We start from the raw sequence: 23,817 nt of genomic DNA, 5'->3' as shown, positions 1-23,817 counted from the left end.
GGGCTTGTCGCGCAGTTCCCCGCGCCCCTGGAGGGTGGGGGTTGCGGACGGCTTGTACGTGCGGGGCCGTCGTGGTTGCCCGCGCAGTTCCCCGCGCCCCTAGGTATTTAGGGGCGCGGGGAACTGCGCGACCAGCCCCCACTCAGCCGCAGCCGCATCGCATCCGCCGGCCGGCAGGCCTCACGCGCCCCCTATCGCCGTCAGCAGCGCCAGCGGCGTGGCGGCTGAGCGGGATTCACGGACGCATGCGTGGGGGTACGGGACCGGCTCCGGGTGGGTCGTGCGGGCGTAGCCCGCGAGGACCTCCGGGAGCCGGTGCCCCGCGGCACCGGCCGCGTCCACCAGCCCCCGGGCCACCGCCCGCGCCTCGTCGTGCAGCCCGTACCGCGCCAGCCCCAGCGCGATCAGCGCGTTGTCGTGCGGCCACACCGACCCCCGGTGGTAGGACAGGGGGTGGTAGGCGGGCTGGCCCGCGGCGAGCGTCCGTACGCCCCAGCCCGAGAAGAAGTCCGGCTCCAGCAGCCGACGCCCCACCACCTCCCCGTACTCCTTGTCCAGCAGCCCGGACCACAGCAGGTGCCCCGCGTCGGACGCCAGCGCGTCGACCTGCTTCCCGTCGCCGTCCAGCGCCAGCGCGGGGAAGGCGTGGTCCGCCATCCAGAAGTCCCGCTGGAACCGGTCCCGCAGATCCCCCGCGGCCTGCTCCAGCAGCGTCGCGTACACCTCGTCGCCCCACACCGTCCGGGACAGGTACGCGGTGCGGCGCAAGGCGTCGTACGCGTACCCCTGCGCCCCCGCCGCCGTCACCGGGCCGCTCGGCCTGGTGCCGTCGCCGGAACAGATCGCACCGGGCGAGTCCTTCCAGTTCTGGTTGGCCAGTCCGCCCTCGTCCGCGCGGTAGACGAGGTAGCCGCGCGAGGTCAGCCCGCCGTGGTCCAGCATCCAGTCGACCGCCGCGCGGGCGTGCGGCTCCAGACGGCGGGCGAGCACCGCGTCCCCGGTCCGCTCGACGTACGCGCCGAGCAGGACCAGGAAGAGCGGGGTCGCGTCGACCGAACCGTAGTAACGGCCGTACGGCACCTGCTCGAAGTGCGCCAGCTCCCCGTGCCGCACCTCGTGCACGATCTTGCCCGGCTGGGCCACCGCGGCCACGCCGACCTCGGTCGCCTGGACCGCCGCGAGCGCGAGCAGCGTGGCGGCCGCCGGCCGGGAGCGGTAGGGGAGCACGAAGAGGGAGGTCAGCAGGGCGTCGCGGCCCAGCAGGGTGAGGAACCACGGGACCCCCGCCGCGGGGACGCGCAGGTCCTCCCCGTCGGGGCCCTTCGCCGGCACCTGGAGCGCCGCCAGGTCGGACAGCCCGCGGGCGCACGCCGCCGACAGCTCGGGCCAGCCCGTCGGGAAGGGCACCTCCCGCGCGAACTCCTCCTCCAGCGCGGCCAGCCGGGCGTGCGCGGCGGCCGGGCCCGCGGGCGCCTCGGGGTACGCCTCGCCGTGCGGGCGCGCCGTCACCCGCAGGGCCAGCTCGGCCGAGCCGTGCGGTTCCAGGTCGAGGGACCAGACCAGGCGGCGCGCCCCCGTGCCCGTCTCCTCCACGGCGTCGGGCGCCGGTTCCCCGGTGACGGTCGTGGCGGACCGCCATTCCCCGCGCCGGTAGGAGAACTCCACGCCGTCGTCCAGGACCCGGCGGGAGCGGACGGCGCCCGTCTTCGCGTACGTGCGGTGGTCGGAGCGCAGCTCGAACTGGTCCGTGAAGTCGGCGTCCGCCGTGACCGCGATCCGGACCTTCGTGGGCACCGGGCGGTTGCTCGTGATCCGCAGCGACTCGACGAACGAGCCCTCCGCGACGGCCTGTTCACGGAAGACCGTGTGGGCGGGCGGCTCCTGCCGGCCCCCGCGCGGCACGAGCACGCAGCGCGCGACGTCGCCGTCCGGGACCGGCGACAGCGTCTCGGGCACCGCCCCGTCGACGGTCAGCTGCCAGCGGCTCAGATGCCGGGCGTCGCGCACGAACAGTCCGTCGGGGGCGGTGTGCGCACTGCCGCCCCGCACTCCCCCACGGCCGCGAACGTCCCGCCGTGTACGAGCAGATGATGCCGGTCCGTCATCGCAGGTCCCCTCCCAAGGCACCCTCGCCGAACTCCTCGGTCGTGCCGTGCGCCGCGCCGGGCGCTTCGTGCAGCAGGTCCAGCGTCAGCGCCGCGGTCCAGCTGAAGCCGAGCGCCCCGCAGGCCCCTCCGGTGTACGGGTCCACGTACTCGGCGAATCCGGACGCGTCCGCCGTCTCCAGCAGGGCGGCGCGCAGTCGCCGCGCGCGGTCGTACTCTCCGTGCAGCCGCAGCCCGCGCTCCACCAGCCAGTTGGTGTTGAACCAGGCCGGGCCGCGCCAGTAGCGGTGCGGGTCGAAGGCGTGCCCGGTCAGGTCGTAGCTCGGTACGAGCCGGGTCGTGGCCCCGAGCCCGAAGTGCGGTCCCCGCAGGGTGCGTACGAGCGCCGCGGCGGCCTCGCGGGGGAGCGCGGGCAGGATCAGCGGGACCAGACCGGACACCCCGCGCTCGGGGACGAGCGCGTCCGTGCGCACGTCGCGGCAGAGGAACATGCCCTGCGCGGGGTCCCACAGCCGGTCCACCAGCGCCGCCGTCAGCCGCCGCGCGCGGGCGTCGCGGGCGGTGCCGGTGGCCCCCAGCTCCCGTGCGATACGGGCCAGCGCGTGCTCGGACGCGATCAGCAGGGCGTTGAACGCGGGGTCCTCCACCGCGAAGCCGGCGGCGCCGTCCCCGTACCCCGCGTCCCGGTAGTCCGCCGCCAGGCGCACGTAGCGGCCGTAGTCCAGGTCGGTGGGCCGGTCCTCGGGGGCGCCGTGGGCCAGGTCCGCGCGGCGGAAGGAGCGGGCCGGGGCGGGCACCACCCGCGACAGCGGCGCGTCCCAGCTCGGTGCGTTGTCCATGCCCTGCTCCCAGGGGTGGACCACCGAGGCGAGCCCGCCGCCGCCCAGGTCCCGGCGGTGCAGCAGATAGCGGTGCCAGGCGGCGAGGCGCGGGTAGACGCGGGCCAGGAAGGACCGCGACCGGGAGAGCCCCGGGTCCGCGGTGTGCACCAGCCAGGCGGCGAGCGCGTGCACCGGTGGCTGCACGATGCCGGAGGTCTGTACCGTGCGCGGGGCGCCCGCGGCGCGCCCCGCGCTGGAGGAGCGCCAGAAGTCGGGGCTCGGGAAGTACGCGTCGAGGGGGACGGAGGGGTTGAACACGATGTGCGGGATCCGGCCGTCGCCCCACTGCGCGTCGAGCAGCGTCTCCAGCTCGGTCTGGGCCCGCAGCGGCGACAGGTGGCGCAGCCCGATCGCGACGAACGCCGAGTCCCAGGACCACTGGTGCGGGTACAGACTGCGGGAGGGGACCGTGGAGGCACCCGTCCAGTTGCCGTCCAGCACCTCGGCCGCCCTGCGGTGCAGCGATCCGGCCGGGCGGACCGGACCGTGTACGGCCGCGCCGTCCCGGCCGCGCTCGTGGGGCGCGGTGCGCGGTGCGGTGAGCTGGGATGTGCGATTCACTCAGGTCTCCCCGAAGACGTGCGGCCGGACGGTTCGGCATCAACTGCCGTGGAGTTACGTCTATTTAACACGCACAACTCAATATGTAATGCAGAGTTGGTAAACGCAAGGGGGGAAGGATGACCGGGACCGGAGAGAGGAGCGCGATGGCGGCCAGGACCGGGAGCCGGACCGGCTCGGGCGATCTGCTGGAGCTGGTGCGCGGCGGACGCGCCACCACCCGGGGTGAGTTGCAGCAGGTCACAGGGCTGTCCCGGGCCACCGTCGGGCAGCGCCTGGACCGGCTGTTCCGGGCCGGCTGGCTGCGCGAGGGCGCCGCGGGCCCGGTCGACTCGCCGCTGGGCGGACGCCCTTCGGTCCGTCTGGAGTTCGACGACGCCCACGCCGTCGTGCTCGCCGCCGACCTCGACACCCGGCACGCCCGCGCGGCGGTGCTGTCGCTGACCGGTGAGTTGCTGGCCGAGCACGCGGGCCCGCTGCTCGTGGAGGACGGCCCGGACGCGGTCCTCGGCGAACTGGGCCGCTGGTTCGCCGAGTTGCTGGTCAAGGCCGGGCGCGCGGCGCACGAGGTGTGCGGCATCGGGCTCGCGGTGCCGGGCCCCGTCGACACCGGCACCGGCCGGGTCGTCCAGCCCCCGATCATGCCCGGCTGGGACGGCTACGACATACGGGGCCGCCTCACCCGCGCCTTCACCGAGCACACCGGCGCGGCGGCGGTCCCGGTCCTGGTCGACAACGACGCCAACCTGATGGCGTACGGGGAGCAGCGCACCGGCTACCCCGACTGCGCGGCCTTCGTCCTGGTGAAGGTGTCCACCGGTATCGGCGCGGGCGTGGTCGTCGACGGCTCGGTCTACCGGGGCATCGACGGCGGCGCCGGGGACCTCGGGCACATCCGGGTCCCGGCCGGCGCCGACGCGCTGTGCCGGTGCGGGTCCCGGGGCTGCCTGGCCGCCGTGGCCGGCGGCGGCGCCGTGGCGCGCAGGCTCGCGGAGTCGGGGGTGCCGGCCGCGTCCGGCTCGGACGTACGGGACCTGCTCCACTCGGGGCACCCCGGCGCGGCGGCGTTCGCGCGGGAGGCGGGGCGGCACGTCGGGGACGTCCTGGCGACCGTGGTGACCCTGCTCAACCCCGGCGTCCTGATGATCGCCGGAGATCTGGCCGGAACCGCGTTCCTCACCGGCGTGCGCGAACTGCTCTACCAGCGGGCCCTGCCCCGCGCCACCGCCGGTCTGGACGTGGTCACCTCCCGGCTCGGCGACCGGGCGGGCCTGGTCGGAGCGGGTGCGCTGGTCGTCGAGCACCTGTACGCGCCCGACCGGGCCGAGGAACGGCTGCTCGCGCTGGGCCTGTGAACCGCTGTGACGGCGGCGTTTCCGGGAGGGGACGGGTCCGTGCGGGCCGTCCGCATGGTGAAACCCCGGCCCGGCCGACGGCGTGATTCTCGCCACGCCTGATCGGGGTTTCGCTCAGATGAGCGGATCTTGGGCGGCTGCACTTCTCAAAGGGTGGCACTCAGTGCCACCCTTTGATCCTTTACCGCGTGAACTCAGGCGTGACATCGACTGCTCATGTGAGCGGTTTTTCAGGGTTGCGCGCACGGGTCCGTTCAAGAGGTGAAGGCTGTAGGGCTCAACGGCTTACCTTCCCTTGACTTTCGATCCGCTGGCGGACGGGTGGTTACAGCCGTATGACGCGCAAGTGGACGTACCCAGGTGCCTTCGATCTGGGTATGTTCCCCGTCGTCAGGGCAGCCACCGCGTCGTCGAGGAGTCGAGACCCGTGTCGGAAAACAAAGATCCCCACGTAGCCGAGAACGGCGACGGCGGCGTCGAGACCGTGAAGTTCGTCTATGACTTCACCGAGGGCAACAAGGATCTGAAGGACCTCCTGGGCGGCAAGGGTGCCAACCTCGCCGAGATGACCAACCTGGGCCTTCCCGTCCCGCCGGGCTTCACCATCACCACCGAGGCCTGCAAGACCTACCTCGACAGCGGCGAGGAGCCGGCGGCACTGCGTGACGAGGTGAGTGCGCACCTCGACGCCCTGGAAGCGAAGGCCGGCAAGAAGCTCGGCCAGGCCGACGACCCCCTCCTCGTCTCGGTCCGCTCCGGCGCCAAGTTCTCCATGCCCGGCATGATGGACACCGTCCTGAACATCGGGCTCTCCGACAAATCCGTGCAGGGCCTGGCCCAGCAGGCCGGCGACGAGCGCTTCGCGTGGGACTCCTACCGCCGGCTCATCCAGATGTTCGGCAAGACGGTCCTCGGCGTCGACGGCGACCTCTTCGAGGAGGCGCTGGAGGCCGCCAAGCGCGCCAAGAAGGTCACGGTCGACACCGACCTGGAGGCCGCGGACCTCAAGAAGCTCGTCGCCAAATTCAAGAAGATCGTCAAGGCCGAGGCCGGCCGGGACTTCCCGCAGGACCCGCGCGAGCAGATGGACCTCGCCATCCACGCGGTCTTCGACTCCTGGAACACCGAGCGCGCCAAGCTCTACCGCCGCCAGGAACGCATCCCGCACGACCTGGGCACGGCCGTCAACGTCTGCTCCATGGTCTTCGGCAACCTGGGCCCCGACTCGGGCACCGGCGTCGCCTTCACCCGCGACCCGGCCTCCGGACACCAGGGCGTGTACGGCGACTACCTGCAGAACGCGCAGGGCGAGGACGTCGTCGCGGGCATCCGCAACACCGTCGCGCTCGCCGAGCTGGAGGAGATCGACAAGAAGTCGTACGACCGGCTCATGGAGATCATGGCCACGCTGGAGAACCACTACAAGGACCTCTGCGACATCGAGTTCACCATCGAGCGCGGACACCTGTGGATGCTCCAGACCCGCGTCGGCAAGCGCACCGCCGGCGCCGCCTTCCGCATCGCCACGCAACTCGTCGACCAGGGGCTCATCGACGAGGCCGAGGCCCTCCAGCGCGTCAACGGCGCCCAGCTGGCCCAGCTGATGTTCCCGCGGTTCGACGAGGAGGCCGCGGTCGAGCAGATCGGCCGGGGCATCGCCGCCTCACCGGGCGCCGCGGTCGGCAAGGCGGTCTTCGACTCGTACACGGCCGTGAAGTGGTCCCGCTCCGGTGAGCAGGTCATCCTGGTGCGCCGGGAGACCAACCCCGACGACCTCGACGGCATGATCGCGGCCGAGGGCATCCTCACCTCCCGCGGCGGCAAGACCTCCCACGCGGCCGTCGTCGCGCGCGGCATGGGCAAGACCTGCGTGTGCGGCGCCGAGGAGCTGGAGGTCGACACCAAGCGGCGCCGCATGACCGTGCCCGGCGGGCGCGTCGTCGAGGAGGGCGACGTCATCTCCATCGACGGCTCGTCGGGCAAGGTCTACCTGGGCGAGGTCCCCGTCGTCCCGTCCCCCGTCGTGGAGTACTTCGAGGGCCGGATGCACGCGGGCGCCGACGACGCCGACGAACTGGTCGAGGCGGTCCACCGGATCATGGCCTTCGCCGACCGCAAGCGCCGCCTGCGGGTGCGCGCCAACGCGGACAACGCCGAGGACGCGCTGCGCGCCCGCCGCTTCGGCGCCCAGGGCATCGGCCTGTGCCGCACCGAGCACATGTTCCTCGGCGACCGCCGCGAACTGGTCGAGCGGCTGATCCTCGCCGACACCGACGCCGAGCGCGAGGAGTCGCTGAAGCAGCTGCTGCCGCTGCAGAAGCAGGACTTCGTGCAGCTCTTCGAGGCGATGGACGGCCTGCCGGTCACCATCCGCCTCCTGGACCCGCCGCTGCACGAGTTCCTGCCCGACATCACCGAGCTGTCGGTGCGGGTGGCCCTCGCGGAGGCCCGCCAGGACCCGCACGAGAACGAGCTGCGGCTCCTGCAGGCCGTGCACCGGCTGCACGAGCAGAACCCGATGCTGGGCCTGCGCGGCGTGCGCCTCGGGCTGGTCATCCCCGGCCTGTTCACCATGCAGGTGCGGGCGATCGCCGAGGCCGCGGCCGAGCGCAAGAACGCCAAGGGCGACCCGCGCGCCGAGATCATGATTCCGCTGGTGGGCACGGTCCAGGAGCTGGAGATCGTCCGCGACGAGGCCGAGCAGGTCATCGCCGAGGTGCGGGAGCACACCGGCGTGGACCTGAAGCTGGCGCTCGGCACGATGATCGAGCTGCCGCGCGCCGCGCTGACCGCGGGTCAGATCGCGGAGGCGGCCGAGTTCTTCTCCTTCGGCACCAACGACCTCACCCAGACGGTGTGGGGCTTCAGCCGCGACGACGTGGAGGCCAGCTTCTTCACGGCCTACCTGGAGAAGGGCATCTTCGGGGTCTCCCCGTTCGAGACGATCGACCGGGACGGCGTCGGCAGGCTCGTGCGCGACGCGGTGAAGGCCGGCCGCGCGACCCGGCCCGACCTCAAGCTCGGCGTCTGCGGCGAGCACGGCGGTGACCCGGAGTCGGTCCACTTCTTCCACGAGGCGGGACTCGACTACGTCTCCTGCTCGCCGTTCCGCATCCCGGTGGCCCGGCTTGAGGCGGGCCGCGCGGCCTCGTCCTCGGCGGGCAGCGACCACCGGTAGCCCCGGACCGCAGGATCCGGGACCGTGATCTGCCATCCCACCCTCACCGACGGATCACGGCCCCGGTGCACGAAAGAGGCCACGGGGGCGGCACCTGTGCGGGGTGCCGCCCCCGCGGCGTGTCCGGCTACGCGCGGAACGGGCCCTTCACCTCGTACGTGATGCCGCCCGACGAGCTGCCGCTGGTGCCGCGCTGGCTGGAGAAGTAGAGGCGGGTGCCGTCGGGGGAGAAGGCGGGGCCGGTGATCTCCGAGCCGGACTGGCCCTCCAGGCGCAGGAAGGGCGCGATCACGTCGTCCGGCGTGATGACGCAGATCTCCATGTTCCCGCCGTCCTCGGCGACGAACAGGTCGCCGGACGCGGTGCCGGTGATGTTGTCGACGCCGGTCAGCGGGGCCGTGCCGGAGGTGACGAGCGAGTCGTCGTACGCCAGCTCGTAGGTGCTGGTCGTGAGGTTCAGCTGCCAGACGCGGTTGTCGCCCTTGGTGGTGAACCAGACCGTGTCGTCGGCGTAGTGGCAGCCCTCGCCGCCGTCGAACTTCTTCGCCCCCGAGACCTGGGTACGGGTGGTGGTGGGCGAGCCGTCCGGGTCGGGCACGTTCGCCCAGGTGAAGGAGCCGGAGGTGGCGTTCCCCGCGACCAGGACCTGGAGCGTGCCGGCGGAGAGGCTGCCCCAGGTCGTCGGCACGAACCGGTAGAAGCAGCCGTTCGTCTCGTCCTCGGTCAGGTACACCACCTTGCGTACCGGGTCGGCGGCGGCCGCCTCGTGCTTGAAGCGGCCCATGGCGTCCCGGCGCACCGCCGCGTTCACCCCCCACGGGTCGGTCTCGTAGACGTACCCGAGGGACACCTCCTCGCAGGACAGCCAGGTGTTCCACGGCGTCCTGCCGCCCGCGCAGTTCTGCCGGGTGCCGGACAGGACGCGGTACGCGCCGGTGATCGCGCCCGCCGACGAGAACCTCACCGCGCTCGCGCCGCCGGACGGGTTGATCTCGGAGTTGGAGACGTAGATCCAGCCGCTGCCGTCGGCGTAACAGGCGCCGCCGTCCGGTGCGTTGTGCCAGGTGTACGAGGTGCCGGCGACCGGCTGGCCCGACCGGGCGATCACCCGGCTGGTGAAGCCGGCCGGCAGCCTGACGCCGTTCGCGTCCGCCGCGCCGAGCGCCCCGTACGGGCCGGTGCCGGGCTGGGCGGGCGCGGCGTACGCGGCGCCGCGCCACAGGGTGCCGCCGAGGACGGCCGACGAACCGCCGAGGACGGCCGCGCGCAGGAGGGTACGACGTTCCACTGTCGCTCCAAGGGGTGCCGATGCTGCCCCGACCGGCGGACGGGGTGGCGCACCGCCGGAGCCTAGGGGGGCGGGGTGGACGCACCGTGACCGCGTGGTGACGTGCACGCGTCACGCCTGCGCGTCACATCTGTGCGTCGCGCCTGCGCATCACGCCTGTGCGTCGGGCTCCGGGTGCACGTCAGGCCGGGAGCGCGTCGTACGTGACGCCCGTCAGCCGTTCCGACGCCTCCCAGAGCAGGCGTGCGGCCCGGTCGTCGAGGGTCCACCGGGCGCGCGCGGCGCGTACGGGGGTGCCGCGGCGGCTCAGCGCGGACGGGCCGGTGAAGGAGTCCGGCCGGACGCCGGGCGCCGTCGCCGCGTACAGCGTGGGCACGGCGCCCGCCTGCGCGGACAGCGCGACGAAGCGGCTGCCGACGGCCATGAAGAGCTCCTTGCCCCTGCGGCCCTCCATCCTCGGGCCCGCGGACATGAGGTCGGTCGCGGCGTACCCGGGGTGCGCGGCGGCCGCCACCACGTCCGAGCCGGCGGCGGCGAGGCGGCGGGCCAGCTCGTGTACGAACAGCAGGTTGGCCGTCTTCGAGCGCCCGTACGCGATCCAGCGGCGGTACGGCCGCTCGGTGTTCAGGTCGTGGAGGTCGACGGTGCCCAGCACGTGCAGGACGCTGGACACGCTCACCACGCGGGCGCCGGGCGTGGCGAGCAGCAGGGGCATCAGCAGTCCGGTGAGCGCGAAGTGGCCGAGGTGGTTGACCCCGAACTGCGTCTCGAAGCCGTCCGCGGTCCGTCCCTGCGGCAGGGCCATCACACCGGCGTTGTCGATCAGCAGGTCGAGCCGGCCGTGCTCGCGCGGGTACGCGGTCGCGAACTCCCGTACGGAGGAGAGGTCGGCGAGGTCCAGCGGGGCGAACCGTACGTCGGCGTGCGGGACCTCGGCGGCGAGCCGCTCGACGGCCGCGCCGGCTCGGGTCTCGCTCCGGCAGGCGAGCACGACCCGGGCGCCGCGCCGCGCCAGCTCCCGGGCGGTGACGTAGCCGATCCCGCTGTTGGCCCCGGTGACGACGGCCGCGCGCCCGCGCTGGTCGGGGATGTCACGCACGTTCCAGCCGGCCATGGCCTGGCTCCCTCCGCATGCGCCCCGTCTGCGGCCCGGTGGGGGCTGGTCGCGCAGTTCCCCGCGCCCCTGACGGGGCGGGGAGTTCCGCCGGGAATACGTCATGAAGCTGCGGGCCGGTGGGGGCTGGTCGCGCAGTTCCCCGCGCCCCTTACGGGGCCGGGTTCAGCCTAGGCGCCCCGATAGGGGCGCGGGGAACTGCGCGACCGGCCACATCCGGACCCGCACCCGACAACGCCCCGGGCGGAACCCTGGCTTCGGGCGGAGCCCTACTCCACCTGTACCTCGTACGTCGTCACGCGCACCGACTCGTCGTCCAGGCACAGGCCCGACGCCAGGTCGAACCGCTGTTTCAGCAGGGGCGAGGCGACGAACGCCCGCCCCCGGTGGGAGCCGGTGAGCCCGCGGGACAGGACGGCGGCCCCGGAGAACGGGTCCCGGTTGTCGATCGCGTACACCCGTCCCGCCCGGTCCATGAACACCGCCGCCTGCCGCCCGTCCGGCAGCAGCGCGGCCACCCCCCGGCCGGGGATCAGCACGGACAGGTCGCAGACGGCGAGCCAGCCGTCGTCGGCGCCGGGCGCGGCGGTCGCGGCGGTCGCGGCCGGCCGGAGCCGGACCGTGAGCGTCGTGGTCGTCTCGGGTGCGAGCGTCATCGCTGGGCGCTTCCTTCCAGGGGACGGATGCCGATGGCCAGCAGCGGCAGGTCGGGCTTGATCTGGTCGCGCTCGGGGACGAAGCCGACGACCGGGTCGGGCGTGTCCGGCGCGTTGACGAAGGAGACGAAGCGGGACAGCTTCTCCGGGTCCTTGATGGTCTCGGCCCACTCGTCGCGGTAGGCGTCGACGTGCGCCGCCATCAGCGACTCCAGCTCCTCGCAGATGCCCAGCGAGTCCTCCACGACCACGTCGCGGACGTGGTCCAGGCCGCCGTCGATCCGCTCCAGCCAGGTCGAGGTGCGCTCCAGGCGGTCGGCCGTACGGATGTAGAACATCAGGAACCGGTCGATGAGCCGGACGAGTTCGGCGTCCGAGAGGTCCTGGGCCAGCAGGTCCGCGTGGCGCGGGGTGGCACCGCCGTTGCCGCCGACGTACAGGTTCCAGCCGTTGGCGGTGGCGATGACGCCGAAGTCCTTCGACTGCGCCTCCGCGCACTCCCGGGCGCACCCCGAGACGGCCGACTTGAGCTTGTGCGGGGAGCGCAGGCCCCGGTAGCGCAGCTCCAGGTCGATGGCCATGCGCACCGAGTCCTGCACGCCGTACCGGCACCAGGTCTGCCCCACGCACGACTTGACCGTCCGCAGCGACTTCCCGTACGCGTGCCCGGACTCGAAACCGGCGTCCACCAACCGGGTCCAGATGAGCGGCAGCTGCTCGACGCGGGCGCCGAACATGTCGATCCGCTGGCCGCCCGTGATCTTCGTGTAGAGCCCGAAGTCGCGGGCCACCTCGCCGATCACGATGAGCTTCTCCGGGGTGATCTCGCCGCCGGGGATGCGCGGCACGATCGAGTACGAGCCGTTCTTCTGCAGGTTGGCCAGGAAGTGGTCGTTGGTGTCCTGGAGGGCGGCCTGCTCACCGCCCAGGACGTGGTTCTCGGCGCCGATCACGGGCGCGAGCGAGGCGATGACCGAGCCGACCGCGGGCTTGCAGACCTCGCAGCCGTCGCCGCCCCGCGCGTCCTCGCGGCCGTAGCGGTCCAGGAGCTGCCGGTAGGAGGAGACGCGCAGGGCCAGGACGATCTCGTACAGCTCCTCGCGGGTCTGTGCGAAGCAGCCGCACAGGCCCTTGTCGACCTCGACGCCGCTCGCCTCCAGCTCGGCGGTGACCAGCTGGCCGAGCACCTTGACGCAACTGCCGCAGCCGGTACCGGCCTTGGTGCACTTCTTGACCTCGGGGACCGTCGTGCAGGAGTGCTCGGTGACCGCGCCGCGGATCGCACCCTTGGTGACGTTGTGGCAGGAGCAGACGATCGCCTCGTCGGGCAGGGCGGACGGGCCGAGCTGCACGGGCGCGCCCGCACCGGCCGGCAGCACCAGCTGCTCCGGGGCGATCGGCGGCACCGAGCCGGTGAAGGCGCGCAGGGTCCCGTACGCCTCCGCGTCGCCGACCAGGATGCCGCCCAGCAGCTCCCCGCCGGACCCGATGACCAGCTTCTTGTACGTGCCGGAGCGGGAGTCCGAGTAGACGACGTCGAGGCAGTCGGCGGCGGCGCCGTGCGCGTCTCCGAAGGAGGCGACGTCGACGCCGAGGAGCTTCAGCTTGGTCGAGAGGTCGGCGCCGGTGAAGGACGCCGTGCCGGAGGCGACGGCCGGGGGCATCCCCTCGGCGGAGAGCTCCGGGGACATCCCGTCGGCGGCGATCGTGGCCGCGGCCGTCTCCGCCATCTCGTAGCCCGGCGCCACCAGGCCGTACACCCGGCCGTCGGAGGCCAGCGCGCACTCGCCGATCGCGAAGACGCGCGGGTCGGAGACCGTACGGCACTGCTCGTCGACGCTGATGCCGCCGCGCTCGCCCACGGTCAGGCCGCTGTCGCGGGCGAGCTGGTCACGGGGCCGTACACCGGCCGAGAACACCACCAGGTCGGTGGCGACCGTGGAGCCGTCGGAGAGTTTCATGCCGGTCACGGCGCCGTCGTCACCGGTGACGACCTCCTGCGTGCCCGTGCCGGTGTGGACGGTCAGGCCCATGCCCTCGATGGTGCGCAGCAGCGCGGCGCCGCCGCCCTCGTCGACCTGGACGGGCATCAGCCGCGGGGCGAACTCCACGATGTGCGTGGTGAGTCCGAGCCCCTGCAGCGCGCCGGCCGCTTCGAGGCCGAGCAGTCCGCCGCCCACCACGGCGCCGGTCGTCGCCCGCGCCTTCGCGTACGCCTCGATGGCGAGCAGGTCCTCGATGGTGCGGTAGACGAAGCAGCCCTCGGCGTCCTTGCCCGGCACGGGCGGCACGAAGGGGAACGAGCCGGTGGCGAGGACCAGCGTGTCGTAGCCGACGACCAGACCGGAGCGGGCGGTGACCTGCCGGGCGGTCCGGTCCACGCTCTCGGCCGGGTCGCCGAGGTGCAGCTCGATCCCGTGGTCCGCGAGGAACGCCGGGTCCGTCATGGACAGTTCCTCGGGCGTGCGGCCCGAGAAGTACGAGGTCAGCTGGACGCGGTCGTACGCGGGGCGCGGCTCCTCGCACAGCACGACCACGCGGTGCGTGGCGGTCAGGCCGCGCTCGGCGAGCGCTTCGAGGAAGCGCTGGCCGACCATGCCGTGGCCGACGAGCACGATCGTGGGCCGGGGCCCGGTCCCCGCGGGTGCGGTCGTGGACATCAGGAGCCTCCATCGTTGGTGAGCAGGTGGAGCAGCGGGGCGCCGTCCGCGGGGAGCGGCTCCGCTCCCTCCCAGGCGCGGGCGAGGGCGCCGACGGTGCCCAGCTCGCCGACGAGGACCCCGCCCACCAGGCGGTCGTCGCGGACGACGACCTTGCGGTAGGTGCCGCGGGTCGCGTCGGTGAGCTGGACGACGTCGTCGCCGGGGAGCGGCGTCTGCTCCCCGAACGCGGCGAGGTCGAGGGGGCCGCCGGGGCCTGGACGGCCACCGGGACCGGGACGGCCGTCGGAGCCGAGGGGGCCGCCGGGGGAGCCGCCGGAGGAGAGGGTCAGCCGGGTGAGGGCGCGAGTGCCGCGGTAGCCGGGGGCGGCGCCCTCCGCGGGCGCCGCCCCCGCGGGTGTCCCCGCCAGCAACCCGGCCAGCGCCTCGGCCTGTTCGAGTGCGGGGGCGGCCAGCCCGTACACCTGGCCGTCGTGCTGGGCGCAGTCGCCGACGGCCCGGACGTGCGGGTCGGAGGTGCGCAGCTCGTCGTCGACGATCACACCCTTGTGCACGGCGAGGCCCGCGTCCCGGGCGAGGCCCACCCGCGGATGCACTCCGCAGGCCAGCACCACCAGGTCGGCGCCGAGGGCGTACCCGTCGGCCATCTCGACCGAGCGGACCGCGCCCTCCACGCAGCGCACGCCGCGCACCCGGCTCTCGGTGTGCACCTCGACGCCGAGCTCCGTGAGGTGGCGCAGCACCAGCCGGGACGCGGTCGGATCGAGCTGCCGTTCCATCAGGCGTTCGCCCTGCTGGGCCAGCACCACCTGCGCGCCGCGCCGGGCGAGCGCGCGGGCGGCCGAGACGCCGAGCAGTCCGCCGCCGATGACGACGGCCCGGGTGCCGTGCCGGACGGCCGCCGAGAGGCCCAGGCAGTCGCCCATCGTGCGGAACGCGTGGACGCCCTGCGGCAGTTCGGTCCGGCCGGGGCCGAACAGCCCGCGCAGGGGCGGGAGCACCGGGTTCGAGCCGGTGGCGAGGACCAGCGTGCCGTACGCGATCTCCGTGCCGTCGGCGAGCTGGACCCGCCGCCCGGCACGGTCGATGCACACCGCCCGGCCACGCACCAGCCGCTCGGGCGCCGGGAGGGCGATGACCTCGGGGGCGTACCGCCCGGCCAGGACCTCCGCGAGCAGCACCCGGTTGTAGGGAAGGTGCTCCTCCTCGCCGACGAGGACGGCGGGCACACCGAGCTCTCCGAGCCGGCGGGCGAGACGCACGCCCGCGAGGCCGGCGCCGATCACCACCACACGCGTATTCAAGGTCATGCACCGCAGCGTGCGGTGCCGGTGTTACCCGTCCGCATCACGCCTGTTTCCCGCGGGGAACGCTGCCCTCAGCGGCACCGGGGCCCGGATGTGAGGGGTGCGCGCGAGGTGGAACGGGGCTTCGGCCGACCGGACCCCGGGTTTCGTACCGGCACCGTCGACCGCCGGGCCGGGAAGCTCAGAAGACCCTCAAGGTTCCCTGGATCGATGGACGACGCATCTACCTCGTCCATAAGCTCGCGATCATGCCCGACATCTCGCTGACCATGGTCGTCGTCCTGTGCCTCGCCGCGCTGGCGGCCGGCTGGATCGACGCCGTCGTGGGCGGCGGCGGACTGCTCCTGCTGCCCGCGCTGCTGCTCGGACTGCCGAACACGGGCTCGGCCGCCCAGTACGCGCTCGGCACCAACAAGGCCGTGGCCATCGTCGGGACGACGGGCGCGGCGGTGACGTACGCGCGCAAGGCGCCCGTGGACGTCCGCACGGCCGTGCGGATCGGGCTCGCGGCGCTCGCCGGCTCCACCGCGGGGGCGTTCGTCGCCACCGGGATGAGCACCGACATCCTGAAACCGGTCGTCATGGTGGTCCTGCTCGGCGTCGGCGCCTTCGTGATCCTGCGGCCCGGCTTCGGCTCGGCGCCCTCCACCGAGCCGGTCTCCCCGCGCCGCGTGCTGGCCGCGATCGGGCTCGCGGGCCTGGGCATCGGCTTCTACGACGGGCTCGTCGGCCCCGGCACGGGCACGTTCCTGGTGCTCGCGCTGACCGGTCTGCTCCACCTCGACCTCGTACGGGCCTCCGCCACCGCGAAGATCGTCAACTGCTGCACCAACGCCGGCGCCCTGGCCACGTTCGCCTGGAAGGGCACGGTGTTCTGGCAGCTTGCCGCGCTGATGGCCGTCTTCAACCTGGTCGGCGGGATGGTCGGGGCGCACACCGCGCTCAAGAAGGGCAGCGGGTTCGTCCGGGTCGTGCTGCTGACGGTGGTGTTCGCGCTGGTGGCGAAGCTGGCGTACGACTTCTGGCTCTGAGGGGGACGGTCACTCCCCGGCGGCCCCGGTCGCCGGGCGGCTGCCCGTGAGGTGGGCGAAGACGACCACGTTGCCCTGGTAGCCGGTGCCCGCCGACCAGCGGCCCCCGCAGGTGATCACGCGCAGCTCCGGGCGTGCCGCCGCCCCGTACACCTTCTCGTCCGGGAAGTCGCGGGCGTCGTACACCTCCACCGCGTCCACCGAGAAGAGCGCGACGCTGCCGTCCCGGCGCCCGACCTCGACGGTGCTGCCCCTCTTCAGGGCGCCGAGGTGGAAGAAGACGGCGGGGCCCTCGGCGTTGTCGACGTGGCCGGCGACGATCGCGGTGCCCCGCTCGCCGGGCGCGGTACCGGCCGCGTACCAGCCGGCGAGGTTCTTCCTGGCGGCGGGCGGTACGTCGAGGCTGCCTTGCGGGGTGAGGCCGAGGCCCATGAGGGGGGCGTCCACCCGGATCGAGGGGATGCGGACGCGGGCGGGCGCCGAGCGCGGCAGCGCCGCGGCGGCGGGCCGGTCCACGTGGCCGCCCGCCCGGGCCTGCGCGGGCGACGGCTGGGGCGGCGCCTGCGTCCCGGTACCCCGGTGCAGCAGCCAGGCCCCGCACAGCAGTGCGACGAAGGTGACGGCGGCTATGGAGACATTGCCGAACCGGCGCACGTCGGCCCCCTCTCTCGGCGACTGGGAAACCCGTGGACGGGGTGTGTACGGGTGTCCCGCGTCCCCCTCCGGGCCGCGAGGGGCGTCGGGCCGGGAGGGGGCGGGGACGGCGGTACCGGTGGACAGCGGAGGGTGTCCGTCAGATCCCGTCGCCTCTCGCGCGGCGATGCAGGAGCCAGGTACCGCCCGCGGCGGCGACGGCCAGGGCCGCCACTCCCGCCGCGGTCTGCACGGGGTCGGGGCCGAGTGCGCCGCCGACCCCCGTCTTCACGCTCCCCCGCGGGCCGACCCACGGATCGGTCCGGCCCTCGGTCCGCGGATCTGTCTGCGCATCGGCCCTCGGGTCGGTCCGGGGATCGGTCCGGGGGTCGGCCCGCTGCGGACTGCTCTCCTGCGGAGCGCTCTCCCGGGTGGAGGTGAGCGTGACCACCAGGTCCGCCGTCATTCGCGGACCGCTCGAACAGCGCGCCACGATCTCGTACGTGCCCGGCTGCGCGGACGGCGGCACCTCGAAGTGGCCGACCGCGTCGCCCTCGTGCGCGCTGGGGATGAGCGTGAACCTGCCCGCGCCGACGGCGCCGGCGTCCCCCGACACCGCGTCGTCCGCCCCGCACGCCGCCGAGTTCACCGTGACCTCGTCGCCGGGCACGACGGTGGCCGGGTACAGCTCGATGGACCCCGCACCGGCCGCTGCGTGCGCCCCGTGGGCGGGGGCCGAGCAGAGGCCCGCCGCGGCGACGGCGAGCGCGGTACCGGTCAGCAGACGGGCTGTGCGCATCGTGCTTGCTCCTGTCGAGGGGGCGCGACCCGCGACCCTCGTGCGCCGCTGCGTCGGTCACGCCCTGCCCTACCGAGGTAAGTGGCAGTCGGGGACGTACGCCTCCTGATGTCACGTCAGAAGTACGGCGAACGGGCGCCGGGCGGCCGGCCCTCGCCCCGCGATCGGTGACGTTTCGCCAGGTCACCGCCGTGCCGATGGCGTACGGGCGGAAAGAACAGGCGGCGGCGGGCGGCACGTGTGAACGGGTGACCGGAGCCCGCCGGACTCGCCCCGGACCTGCTCCGGCTTGACCTCAAGTTTGCTTGAGGTGTGAGGCTCGCTCCCATGAACCCCACCACCGAAGTTCCCGCCCCTTCTCCCGTGTCCCCGTCCCTCGCCGGGCCCCTCAAGGTCGCCGTCATCCTCGGCAGCAACCGGGAGGGCCGCTTCGGTCCCGTCGTCGCGGACTGGCTGCTCGGCCGGTTCCGCGACCGCGACGACCTGGTGGCCGAAGTCGTCGACACGGCCGACGCGGGGCTGCCGACGGCCCTGTCCTCCTCCCCGTCCCCGGAGGTGGCCGCCGAACTGGCGAAGGTCACGCCCGGGCTCGCCGCGGCGGACGCCTTCGTCGTGCTGACCCCCGAGTACAACCACTCGTTCCCCGCCTCGCTCAAGGCCCTCATCGACTGGCACTACGAGGAGTGGCGCGCCAAGCCGGTCGCGTTCGTCTCGTACGGCGGGGTCTCGGGCGGTCTGCGCGCGGTGGAGCAGCTGCGCCTGGTCTTCGCCGAGCTGCACGCCGTCACCGTCCGCGACACGGTGTCCTTCCACAACGCGGGCGCGTCCTTCGACGACGCCGGCCGGCACCGGGACCCGGCGGCCCCGGACGCGGCGGCGAAGGCGATGCTGGACCAGCTGGCGTGGTGGGCGTCGGCGCTGCGGACGGCCAAGGAGGCGCGCCCGTACGGTAGTTGAGGTCGGCGGCCCTTTATTCGGTTATTCGGTGTCGGCGAGGGCCTCCGCGACCGTCCGGTGCGCCACCGCCGCGAGGACGGGGTTGGTGACCCGGTAGTGGTGCTCCGCCGTGAGCCCGAAGTACAGGGCCCAGCCGCGGCCGCGGGCCCAGGTCGCGTCGTCGACCCCGGCGGCCTCGCGGAACAGCTGCCGGGTGCCGGCGGTGAAGACGGCCCAGGCGGCGAGCACGTCGGCCGCCGGGTCGCCTGTGCCGAGTCCGCCGAAGTCGATGACCGCGCCGAGCCGTCCCTCCCGGGCCAGCAGGTTGCCGGGCAGGAGGTCGCCGTGCAGCCACACGGGGGCGCCGGCCCACGGGGGGACCCGCAGGGCGTCCTCCCAGGCGGCGCTCGCACGGGCCGCGTCCAGCGTGCCGTCCGCGCCCAGGCCGCGGATCGCCGCGCGGACGTGGTCGTCGTCGGTGAGCGGGCCGCCGCGCCAGGACGGCGGTCCGCCGACGGCGTCGACCGCGCGCAGCGCCGCGACGAACCGGCCCAGCGCGAGGGCCGCCTCCGCGCGTGCGGTCCCGTCGGTGAACGGGGCGTCGTGGACGTTCTCGCCGTCCAGCCAGCGGAAGACGCCCCATGGCAGCGGGTACCCCTGCCCGGGCGCCCCCTCGACGAGCGGGACGGGGACGGCCAGCGGGAGGTGCGGTGCGAGCCGGGGCAGCCAGTGCTGCTCCTTCGCGACCTGGCCCGCTCCGCCGGGCAGCCGCGGCAGCCGTACGACCATGTCGTCGCCGAGCCGGTACATGGCGTTGTCGGTCCCGGCCGACACCACGCGCTTCACCGGCAGTCCGGCCCAGGCGGGGAACTGCTCCGCGAGGAGCCGCTCCACGAGGAGTTCGTCGATGTCGAGCTCGTCGGGATGCATGGGGCTCCGTGGGCTGGGACGGCGACGGCGAATGCGAGTCGGGTGCGGGCACGTCGTGGCTGGTCGCGCAGTTCCCCGCGCCCCTGAAGGGGCGGGGACCGGCGGAGCCTAACCGGGAAAGGTGCCGAACCACCACGACTTTTCGCGCCCCGCCAGGGGCGCGGGGAACTGCGCGCTCAACCAGGACGCACCCGCGGTGTTCCGCCGGGCTCAGCCCACCCGTTCCACCCGCACCGCGCACGCCTTGAACTCCGGCATCCGTGATGTCGGGTCGAGTGCCGGGTTGGTCAGGGTGTTGGCGCGGCCCTCGCCCGGCCAGTGGAACGGCATGAACACCGTGTCGGGCCGGATCGCGGTGGTGATCCGGGCCGGTGCCACCGCTCGCCCCCGCCGGGACACGACCGCCAGGGGTTCCCCCTCCACCGCCCCCAGCCGCTCGGCCAGCCGGGGATGCAGCTCCACGAACGGGCCGGGCGCGGCGGCGTTCAGCTCGTCGACGCGACGGGTCTGGGCGCCGGACTGGTACTGGGAGACCACCCGGCCCGTGGTCAGCAGCACGGGGTACTCGGCGTCGGGCTCCTCCGCCAGCGGCCGGTGGTGCACGGCCACGAACCGGGCCCGCCCGTCGGCGGTGGCGAACCGGTCGAGGAACAGGCGGGGGGTGCCGGGGTGGACCACGGCACCTTCGCCCCCTTCACCGGCGGAACCCGCAGGACCCGCGGAGCCGTCCGACGGGCACGGCCAGAACACCCCGTCCTCCTCCGCCAGGCGCCGGTACGTGATGCCCGAGTAGTCGGCAGGACCGCCCGCGCTCGCCCGGCGCAGCTCCTCGAAGACCTCCTCCGGGTCCGTGGGGAAGCCCTTCTCCACGCCCAGCCGGTCCGCCAGTTCCCGCAGCACGTGCAGGTCGCTGCGGATGCCCTCCGGCGGTGTGAGCGCCTGCCGGCGCAGCAGGACCCTGCCCTCCAGGCTAGTCGTCGTGCCCGTCTCCTCCGCCCACTGGGTGACCGGCAGGACGACGTCGGCGAGCTCCGCCGTCTCGGACAGCACCACGTCGGCCACGGCCAGGAAGTCGAGAGAGCGCAGCCGCTCCTCGACGTGGGCGGCCCGGGGCGCGGACACCACCGGGTTCGACGCCATCAGCAGCAGCGCGCGGATGTCCGTGCCCAGGGCGTCCAGCAGCTCGTACGCGCTGCGGCCGGGCCCCGGCAGCGTGTCGGGGTCGACGCCCCACACCTCGGCCACGTGCCGCCGCGCCGCCGGGTCGTCCAGCTTGCGGTACCCGGGCAACTGGTCGGCCTTCTGGCCGTGTTCGCGCCCGCCCTGCCCGTTGCCCTGCCCGGTGAGGCACCCGTACCCGGAGAAGGGCCGCCCCGGACGCCCGGTCGCCAGGCACAGGTTGATCCACGCGCCCACCGTGTCCGTCCCCTTGGACTGCTGCTCGGGCCCGCGCGCGGTGAGCACCATCGTGGCCTCCGGCTCGCAGAACATCCGCACCGTCTCCCGCAGTTGGGGAACGGACACCCCCGTGATCCGCTCCACGTACTCCGGCCAGTGCGCCATCGCCGCGGCCCGCGCCTCCTCCCAGCCGCTCGTGCGCTCCCGGATGTACGCCTCGTCCGTCCGCCCCTCCGCCACCACCAGGTGCAGCAGCCCCAGCGCCAGGGCGAGGTCCGTCCCCGGGCGGGGCGCCAGGTGCAGGTCGGCCTGTTCGGCGGTACGGGTGCGGCGCGGGTCGACGACGATCAGCTTTCCGCCGTTCTCCCGCAGCTCGGTGAGGTAGCGGAGCGCGGGCGGCATGGTCTCGGCGAGGTTGGAACCGACGAGGATCACGCACCCCGCCTTCGGGACGTCCTCCAGCGGGAAGGGCAGCCCCCGGTCCAGGCCGAAGGCCTTGATGCCCCCGGCCGCCGCGGACGACATGCAGAAGCGGCCGTTGTAGTCGATCTGCGAGGTGCCGAGCACGACCCGGGCGAACTTGCCGAGCGCGTACGCCTTCTCGTTGGTCAGCCCGCCCCCGCCGAAGACCCCGCACGCGTCCGGACCATGTTCCGTACGCGTACGGGACAGCCCCTCGGCGATCCGGTCGAGCGCCTCGTCCCAGCCGGCCGGCCGCAGTACGCCGTCCGTGCGGACCAGCGGGGTGGTCAGCCGCACCCGGGACGAGAGCAGCGCGGGCGCGGTGCGCCCCTTGCCGCACAGGGCGCCGCGGTTCACCGGGAAGTCGGTGCGCTCCGTGACCTCGACCCCGGTCCCGCCGCCGTCGCGGTCCGGCACGGACGTCAGGTTCATGCCGCACTGCAGGGCGCAGTACGGGCAGTGGGTGGGCGTCACGGAGGTCTGCATACCGTCCAGCGTGCGGCGCACGTGTTACGCGGCGGCGCGCACCCCGTTACGCGGCAGGCACGGGGACCTCCCCGCGGGGACCGGCCGGCCGTGAGGGCGCCCGCCCACGCCTCCGTCCTCCCACGCGCCTCCGCCCGCTCACACGCCTCCGCCCGCCCACGCGCCTCCGTCCTCCCACAGCTCCGTCCTCCCGCGGCCTACCTCCCCGCTGCCCCCGCCAGCGCCCGTTCCACGCCCGGCTCCCGGGGACCGAGGAACGTCGGATCGGGCTCGAAGACCGCGTCCACGAGCGCCTTCCCCGCCGCGACCACCTCGCGCGCCCCGCCGTAGTACCAGGTCACGTCGTGCACGTCGTCCACGCCGACCCCGTACGACTCGACGCCCGCCTCCTGGCAGAGGGCGACCGCGCGCCGGATGTGAAAGCCCTGGCTGATCAGCACGGCCTCGTCCACGCCGAAGATCTTCTTGGCGCGCACGCAGGAGTCCCAGGTGTCGAAGCCGGCGTAGTCGCTGACGATCCGCCCGTCCGGCACCCCGTGCTCGGTGAGGTAGGTGCGCATGGCGTCCGGCTCGTCGTAGTCCTCGCGGCTGTTGTCGCCGGTCACCAGGACCACCCGGACGCGCCCCGCCCGGTACAGCTCGGCCGCCGCGTCCAGCCGGTGCGCGAGGTACGGCGACGGCTCGCCCTGCCACAGCCCGGCCCCGAAGACGACCGCGACGTCGGTGCGCGGCACGTCCGCCGCAGTCCGCAGCCGGTCGCCCGGGGCCGTGTACATCCAGGTCGCCGGGAGCAGCCCGAGCACGCACCCGGCCATCACCGCCTGCACGGCGCGCCGCTGCCCGGTACGGGTGCGCGGCAGCCGCGGTCTCGCCCACCGCGGCACCCGCGGCGGCTTCGGCAGTCTCGGACGGCGCATGGACGGTCCCTCCCCGGGTGGCCTCTCCCCGGGAGACGCCGCCCGCGGTGATCCGGTTCACTGCGCACGGATCGCGCACCCAGCGCCTCACACCCTCCCGCACCCCGCCGTGAAGCCCCGGAAAAGCCCCGTCACCACGGCGCAACGGGAGAGCAACCTCGGCGAGGCACCCTTGAGGCATGACGGCGTACCGCACGAACCGCACCAGCAGCCGGCCCGCCACCCCGCCCGCACTGGTCCTGGTGGGGCACGGCAGCCGCGACCCGCGGGCCCTGAGCACCATCAGGGCCCTCATGGAGCGGATCCGCGCGCTGCGCCCCGGCCTGCCCGTGCACCTCGGGCACATCGAGCTGAACGAGCCCCTGCTGCCCGACGCGCTCGCCGCCCTCGGCACCGGTGACGCGGTCCTCGTACCGCTGCTGCTGAGCCGCGGCTACCACGTCAAGCAGGACATCCCGGAGGCCGCGGCCGCCTCGCCCGCGCGCACCCGGATCGCCGCGCCGCTCGGCCCGCACCCGCTGCTCGTCGAGACGCTGCACGCTCGGCTGGTGGAGGCCGGCTGGCGCACCCCGGACGCGGCGCGGCGCCGGGAGAGCGCGGTGGTGCTGGCCGCGGCCGGCTCGCGCGACCCCGACGCGGCCGTCGACACCCGCCGTACCGCCGCGATGCTCGCGGAGCGCCTCGGCGTCCCGGTGGTCCCCGCGTACGCCTCCGCCGCCGCGCCCACGGTCCCGCAGGCCGTACGCGCCCTTGCCGCCCGGGGCCGCCACCGCGTCGCCGTGGCCTCCTACTTCACGGCCCCGGGCCGCTTCTCCACCGAGTGCGCGGCAGCGGCCCCCTGGCTGGCGGCGGCCCCCCTGGGCGCCCACCAGGCCATGGCCCACCTCACCCTGCACCGCTACGACGAAACCCTGACACCCCTAAAGAAGCCCTCACGAAAACTGGCACTCCTCTAGGGGCAGCCCCAAAGGGGCGCGGGGAGCGGCGCAATCTTTCAGGGGCGCGGGGAACGGCGCGACCAGCCACGACCCACCCGCAGCCGCCCGGAGGGCCACCGCACCGCCCAATTGTCACCGCCTCCCTCTACTGTCAAGACATGGAAGGCACCAGCACCGAGACC

The 23,817-nt window shown here is 74.0% G+C and carries 16 protein-coding genes and 1 pseudogene; 5 read left to right on the top strand and 12 right to left on the bottom strand.

What is annotated here, in order from left to right; all coding sequences use genetic code 11:
- Window positions 1-180 precede the first annotated feature (180 nt).
- Together FGF04_RS25450 and FGF04_RS25445 are read right to left on the bottom strand one after the other, a co-directional pair.
- Window positions 181-2,105, bottom strand: a pseudogene (locus FGF04_RS25450) (amylo-alpha-1,6-glucosidase).
- The gene (locus FGF04_RS25445) at window positions 2,102-3,547 is read right to left on the bottom strand and encodes an MGH1-like glycoside hydrolase domain-containing protein (protein WP_149513568.1); all 1,446 of its coding nucleotides are present in this window, start codon (window positions 3,545-3,547) and stop codon (window positions 2,102-2,104) included. Before FGF04_RS25445 ends, FGF04_RS25450 begins: the two are co-directional and overlap by 4 nt.
- 146 nt (window positions 3,548-3,693) lie before the next feature.
- On the opposite strand from FGF04_RS25445, the gene FGF04_RS25440 reads away from it, so the two are divergent.
- Both FGF04_RS25440 and ppdK read left to right on the top strand, forming a co-directional pair.
- Window positions 3,694-4,902 carry an ROK family protein gene (locus FGF04_RS25440; protein WP_149513853.1) on the top strand — a complete coding sequence of 403 codons (1,209 nt, stop codon included), beginning with the start codon at window positions 3,694-3,696 and terminating at the stop codon, window positions 4,900-4,902.
- 427 nt (window positions 4,903-5,329) lie between these two features.
- Window positions 5,330-8,080, top strand: coding sequence for a pyruvate, phosphate dikinase (gene ppdK / locus FGF04_RS25435; RefSeq protein WP_235882485.1), 2,751 nt, complete (start codon window positions 5,330-5,332; stop codon window positions 8,078-8,080).
- 127 nt (window positions 8,081-8,207) lie between these two features.
- On the opposite strand, the gene FGF04_RS25430 is transcribed toward ppdK, so the two are convergent.
- From FGF04_RS25430 to FGF04_RS25410, 5 genes are all read right to left on the bottom strand, one after another.
- Window positions 8,208-9,368: a PhoX family protein gene (locus FGF04_RS25430; protein ID WP_149513567.1), complete on the bottom strand. Its 1,161-nt coding sequence runs from the start codon at window positions 9,366-9,368 to the stop codon at window positions 8,208-8,210.
- Between the two features lie 181 nt (window positions 9,369-9,549).
- Window positions 9,550-10,482 carry an oxidoreductase gene (locus FGF04_RS25425; RefSeq protein ID WP_149513566.1) on the bottom strand — a complete coding sequence of 311 codons (933 nt, stop codon included), beginning with the start codon at window positions 10,480-10,482 and terminating at the stop codon, window positions 9,550-9,552.
- 269 nt (window positions 10,483-10,751) lie between these two features.
- Window positions 10,752-11,138, bottom strand: a complete 387-nt coding sequence (gene nirD, locus FGF04_RS25420) for a nitrite reductase small subunit NirD (RefSeq protein WP_149513565.1) — start codon at window positions 11,136-11,138, stop codon at window positions 10,752-10,754.
- Window positions 11,135-13,798 carry a nitrite reductase large subunit NirB gene (gene nirB, locus FGF04_RS25415; RefSeq protein WP_149513564.1) on the bottom strand — a complete coding sequence of 888 codons (2,664 nt, stop codon included), beginning with the start codon at window positions 13,796-13,798 and terminating at the stop codon, window positions 11,135-11,137. Before nirB ends, nirD begins: the two co-directional genes overlap by 4 nt.
- Window positions 13,798-15,108 (bottom strand): NAD(P)/FAD-dependent oxidoreductase, encoded by a 1,311-nt coding sequence (locus tag FGF04_RS25410; RefSeq protein ID WP_149513563.1) that lies wholly within the window; start codon window positions 15,106-15,108, stop codon window positions 13,798-13,800. Before FGF04_RS25410 ends, nirB begins: the two co-directional genes overlap by 1 nt.
- A gap of 245 nt (window positions 15,109-15,353) precedes the next feature.
- On the opposite strand from FGF04_RS25410, the gene FGF04_RS25405 reads away from it, so the two are divergent.
- On the top strand, window positions 15,354-16,136 hold the full coding sequence (locus tag FGF04_RS25405) for a sulfite exporter TauE/SafE family protein (RefSeq protein WP_149513562.1): 783 nt from the start codon (window positions 15,354-15,356) through the stop codon (window positions 16,134-16,136).
- 9 nt (window positions 16,137-16,145) lie between these two features.
- On the opposite strand, the gene FGF04_RS25400 is transcribed toward FGF04_RS25405, so the two are convergent.
- The gene (locus FGF04_RS25400) at window positions 16,146-16,790 is read right to left on the bottom strand and encodes a class F sortase (protein WP_149513561.1); all 645 of its coding nucleotides are present in this window, start codon (window positions 16,788-16,790) and stop codon (window positions 16,146-16,148) included.
- Between the two features lie 139 nt (window positions 16,791-16,929).
- Window positions 16,930-17,568, bottom strand: coding sequence for a hypothetical protein (locus tag FGF04_RS25395; protein ID WP_149513560.1), 639 nt, complete (start codon window positions 17,566-17,568; stop codon window positions 16,930-16,932).
- A 327-nt stretch (window positions 17,569-17,895) separates the two neighbouring features.
- On the opposite strand from FGF04_RS25395, the gene FGF04_RS25390 reads away from it, so the two are divergent.
- Window positions 17,896-18,525, top strand: a complete 630-nt coding sequence (locus tag FGF04_RS25390; protein WP_149513559.1) for an NADPH-dependent FMN reductase — start codon at window positions 17,896-17,898, stop codon at window positions 18,523-18,525.
- Window positions 18,526-18,546: 21 nt separating this feature from the next.
- Here the strand turns inward: FGF04_RS25390 and FGF04_RS25385 are convergent, their stop codons facing one another.
- The 3 genes from FGF04_RS25385 to FGF04_RS25375 form a co-directional block, all read right to left on the bottom strand.
- Window positions 18,547-19,434: an aminoglycoside phosphotransferase family protein gene (locus FGF04_RS25385; RefSeq protein WP_149513558.1), complete on the bottom strand. Its 888-nt coding sequence runs from the start codon at window positions 19,432-19,434 to the stop codon at window positions 18,547-18,549.
- A gap of 210 nt (window positions 19,435-19,644) precedes the next feature.
- The gene (locus tag FGF04_RS25380; RefSeq protein WP_149513557.1) at window positions 19,645-21,780 is read right to left on the bottom strand and encodes a molybdopterin oxidoreductase family protein; all 2,136 of its coding nucleotides are present in this window, start codon (window positions 21,778-21,780) and stop codon (window positions 19,645-19,647) included.
- Between the two features lie 197 nt (window positions 21,781-21,977).
- Window positions 21,978-22,697, bottom strand: a complete 720-nt coding sequence (locus FGF04_RS25375; RefSeq protein ID WP_149513556.1) for a SanA/YdcF family protein — start codon at window positions 22,695-22,697, stop codon at window positions 21,978-21,980.
- 179 nt (window positions 22,698-22,876) lie between these two features.
- Here FGF04_RS25375 and FGF04_RS25370 point away from each other — a divergent pair, with 179 nt between their 5' ends.
- Window positions 22,877-23,653, top strand: coding sequence for a sirohydrochlorin chelatase (locus FGF04_RS25370; protein ID WP_149513555.1), 777 nt, complete (start codon window positions 22,877-22,879; stop codon window positions 23,651-23,653).
- Window positions 23,654-23,817 lie beyond the last annotated feature (164 nt).

This window comes from Streptomyces apricus (assembly GCF_008369065.1).
Taxonomy (GTDB): domain Bacteria; phylum Actinomycetota; class Actinomycetes; order Streptomycetales; family Streptomycetaceae; genus Streptomyces; species Streptomyces apricus.
This window is presented reverse-complemented; position numbering and strand designations above follow the sequence as displayed.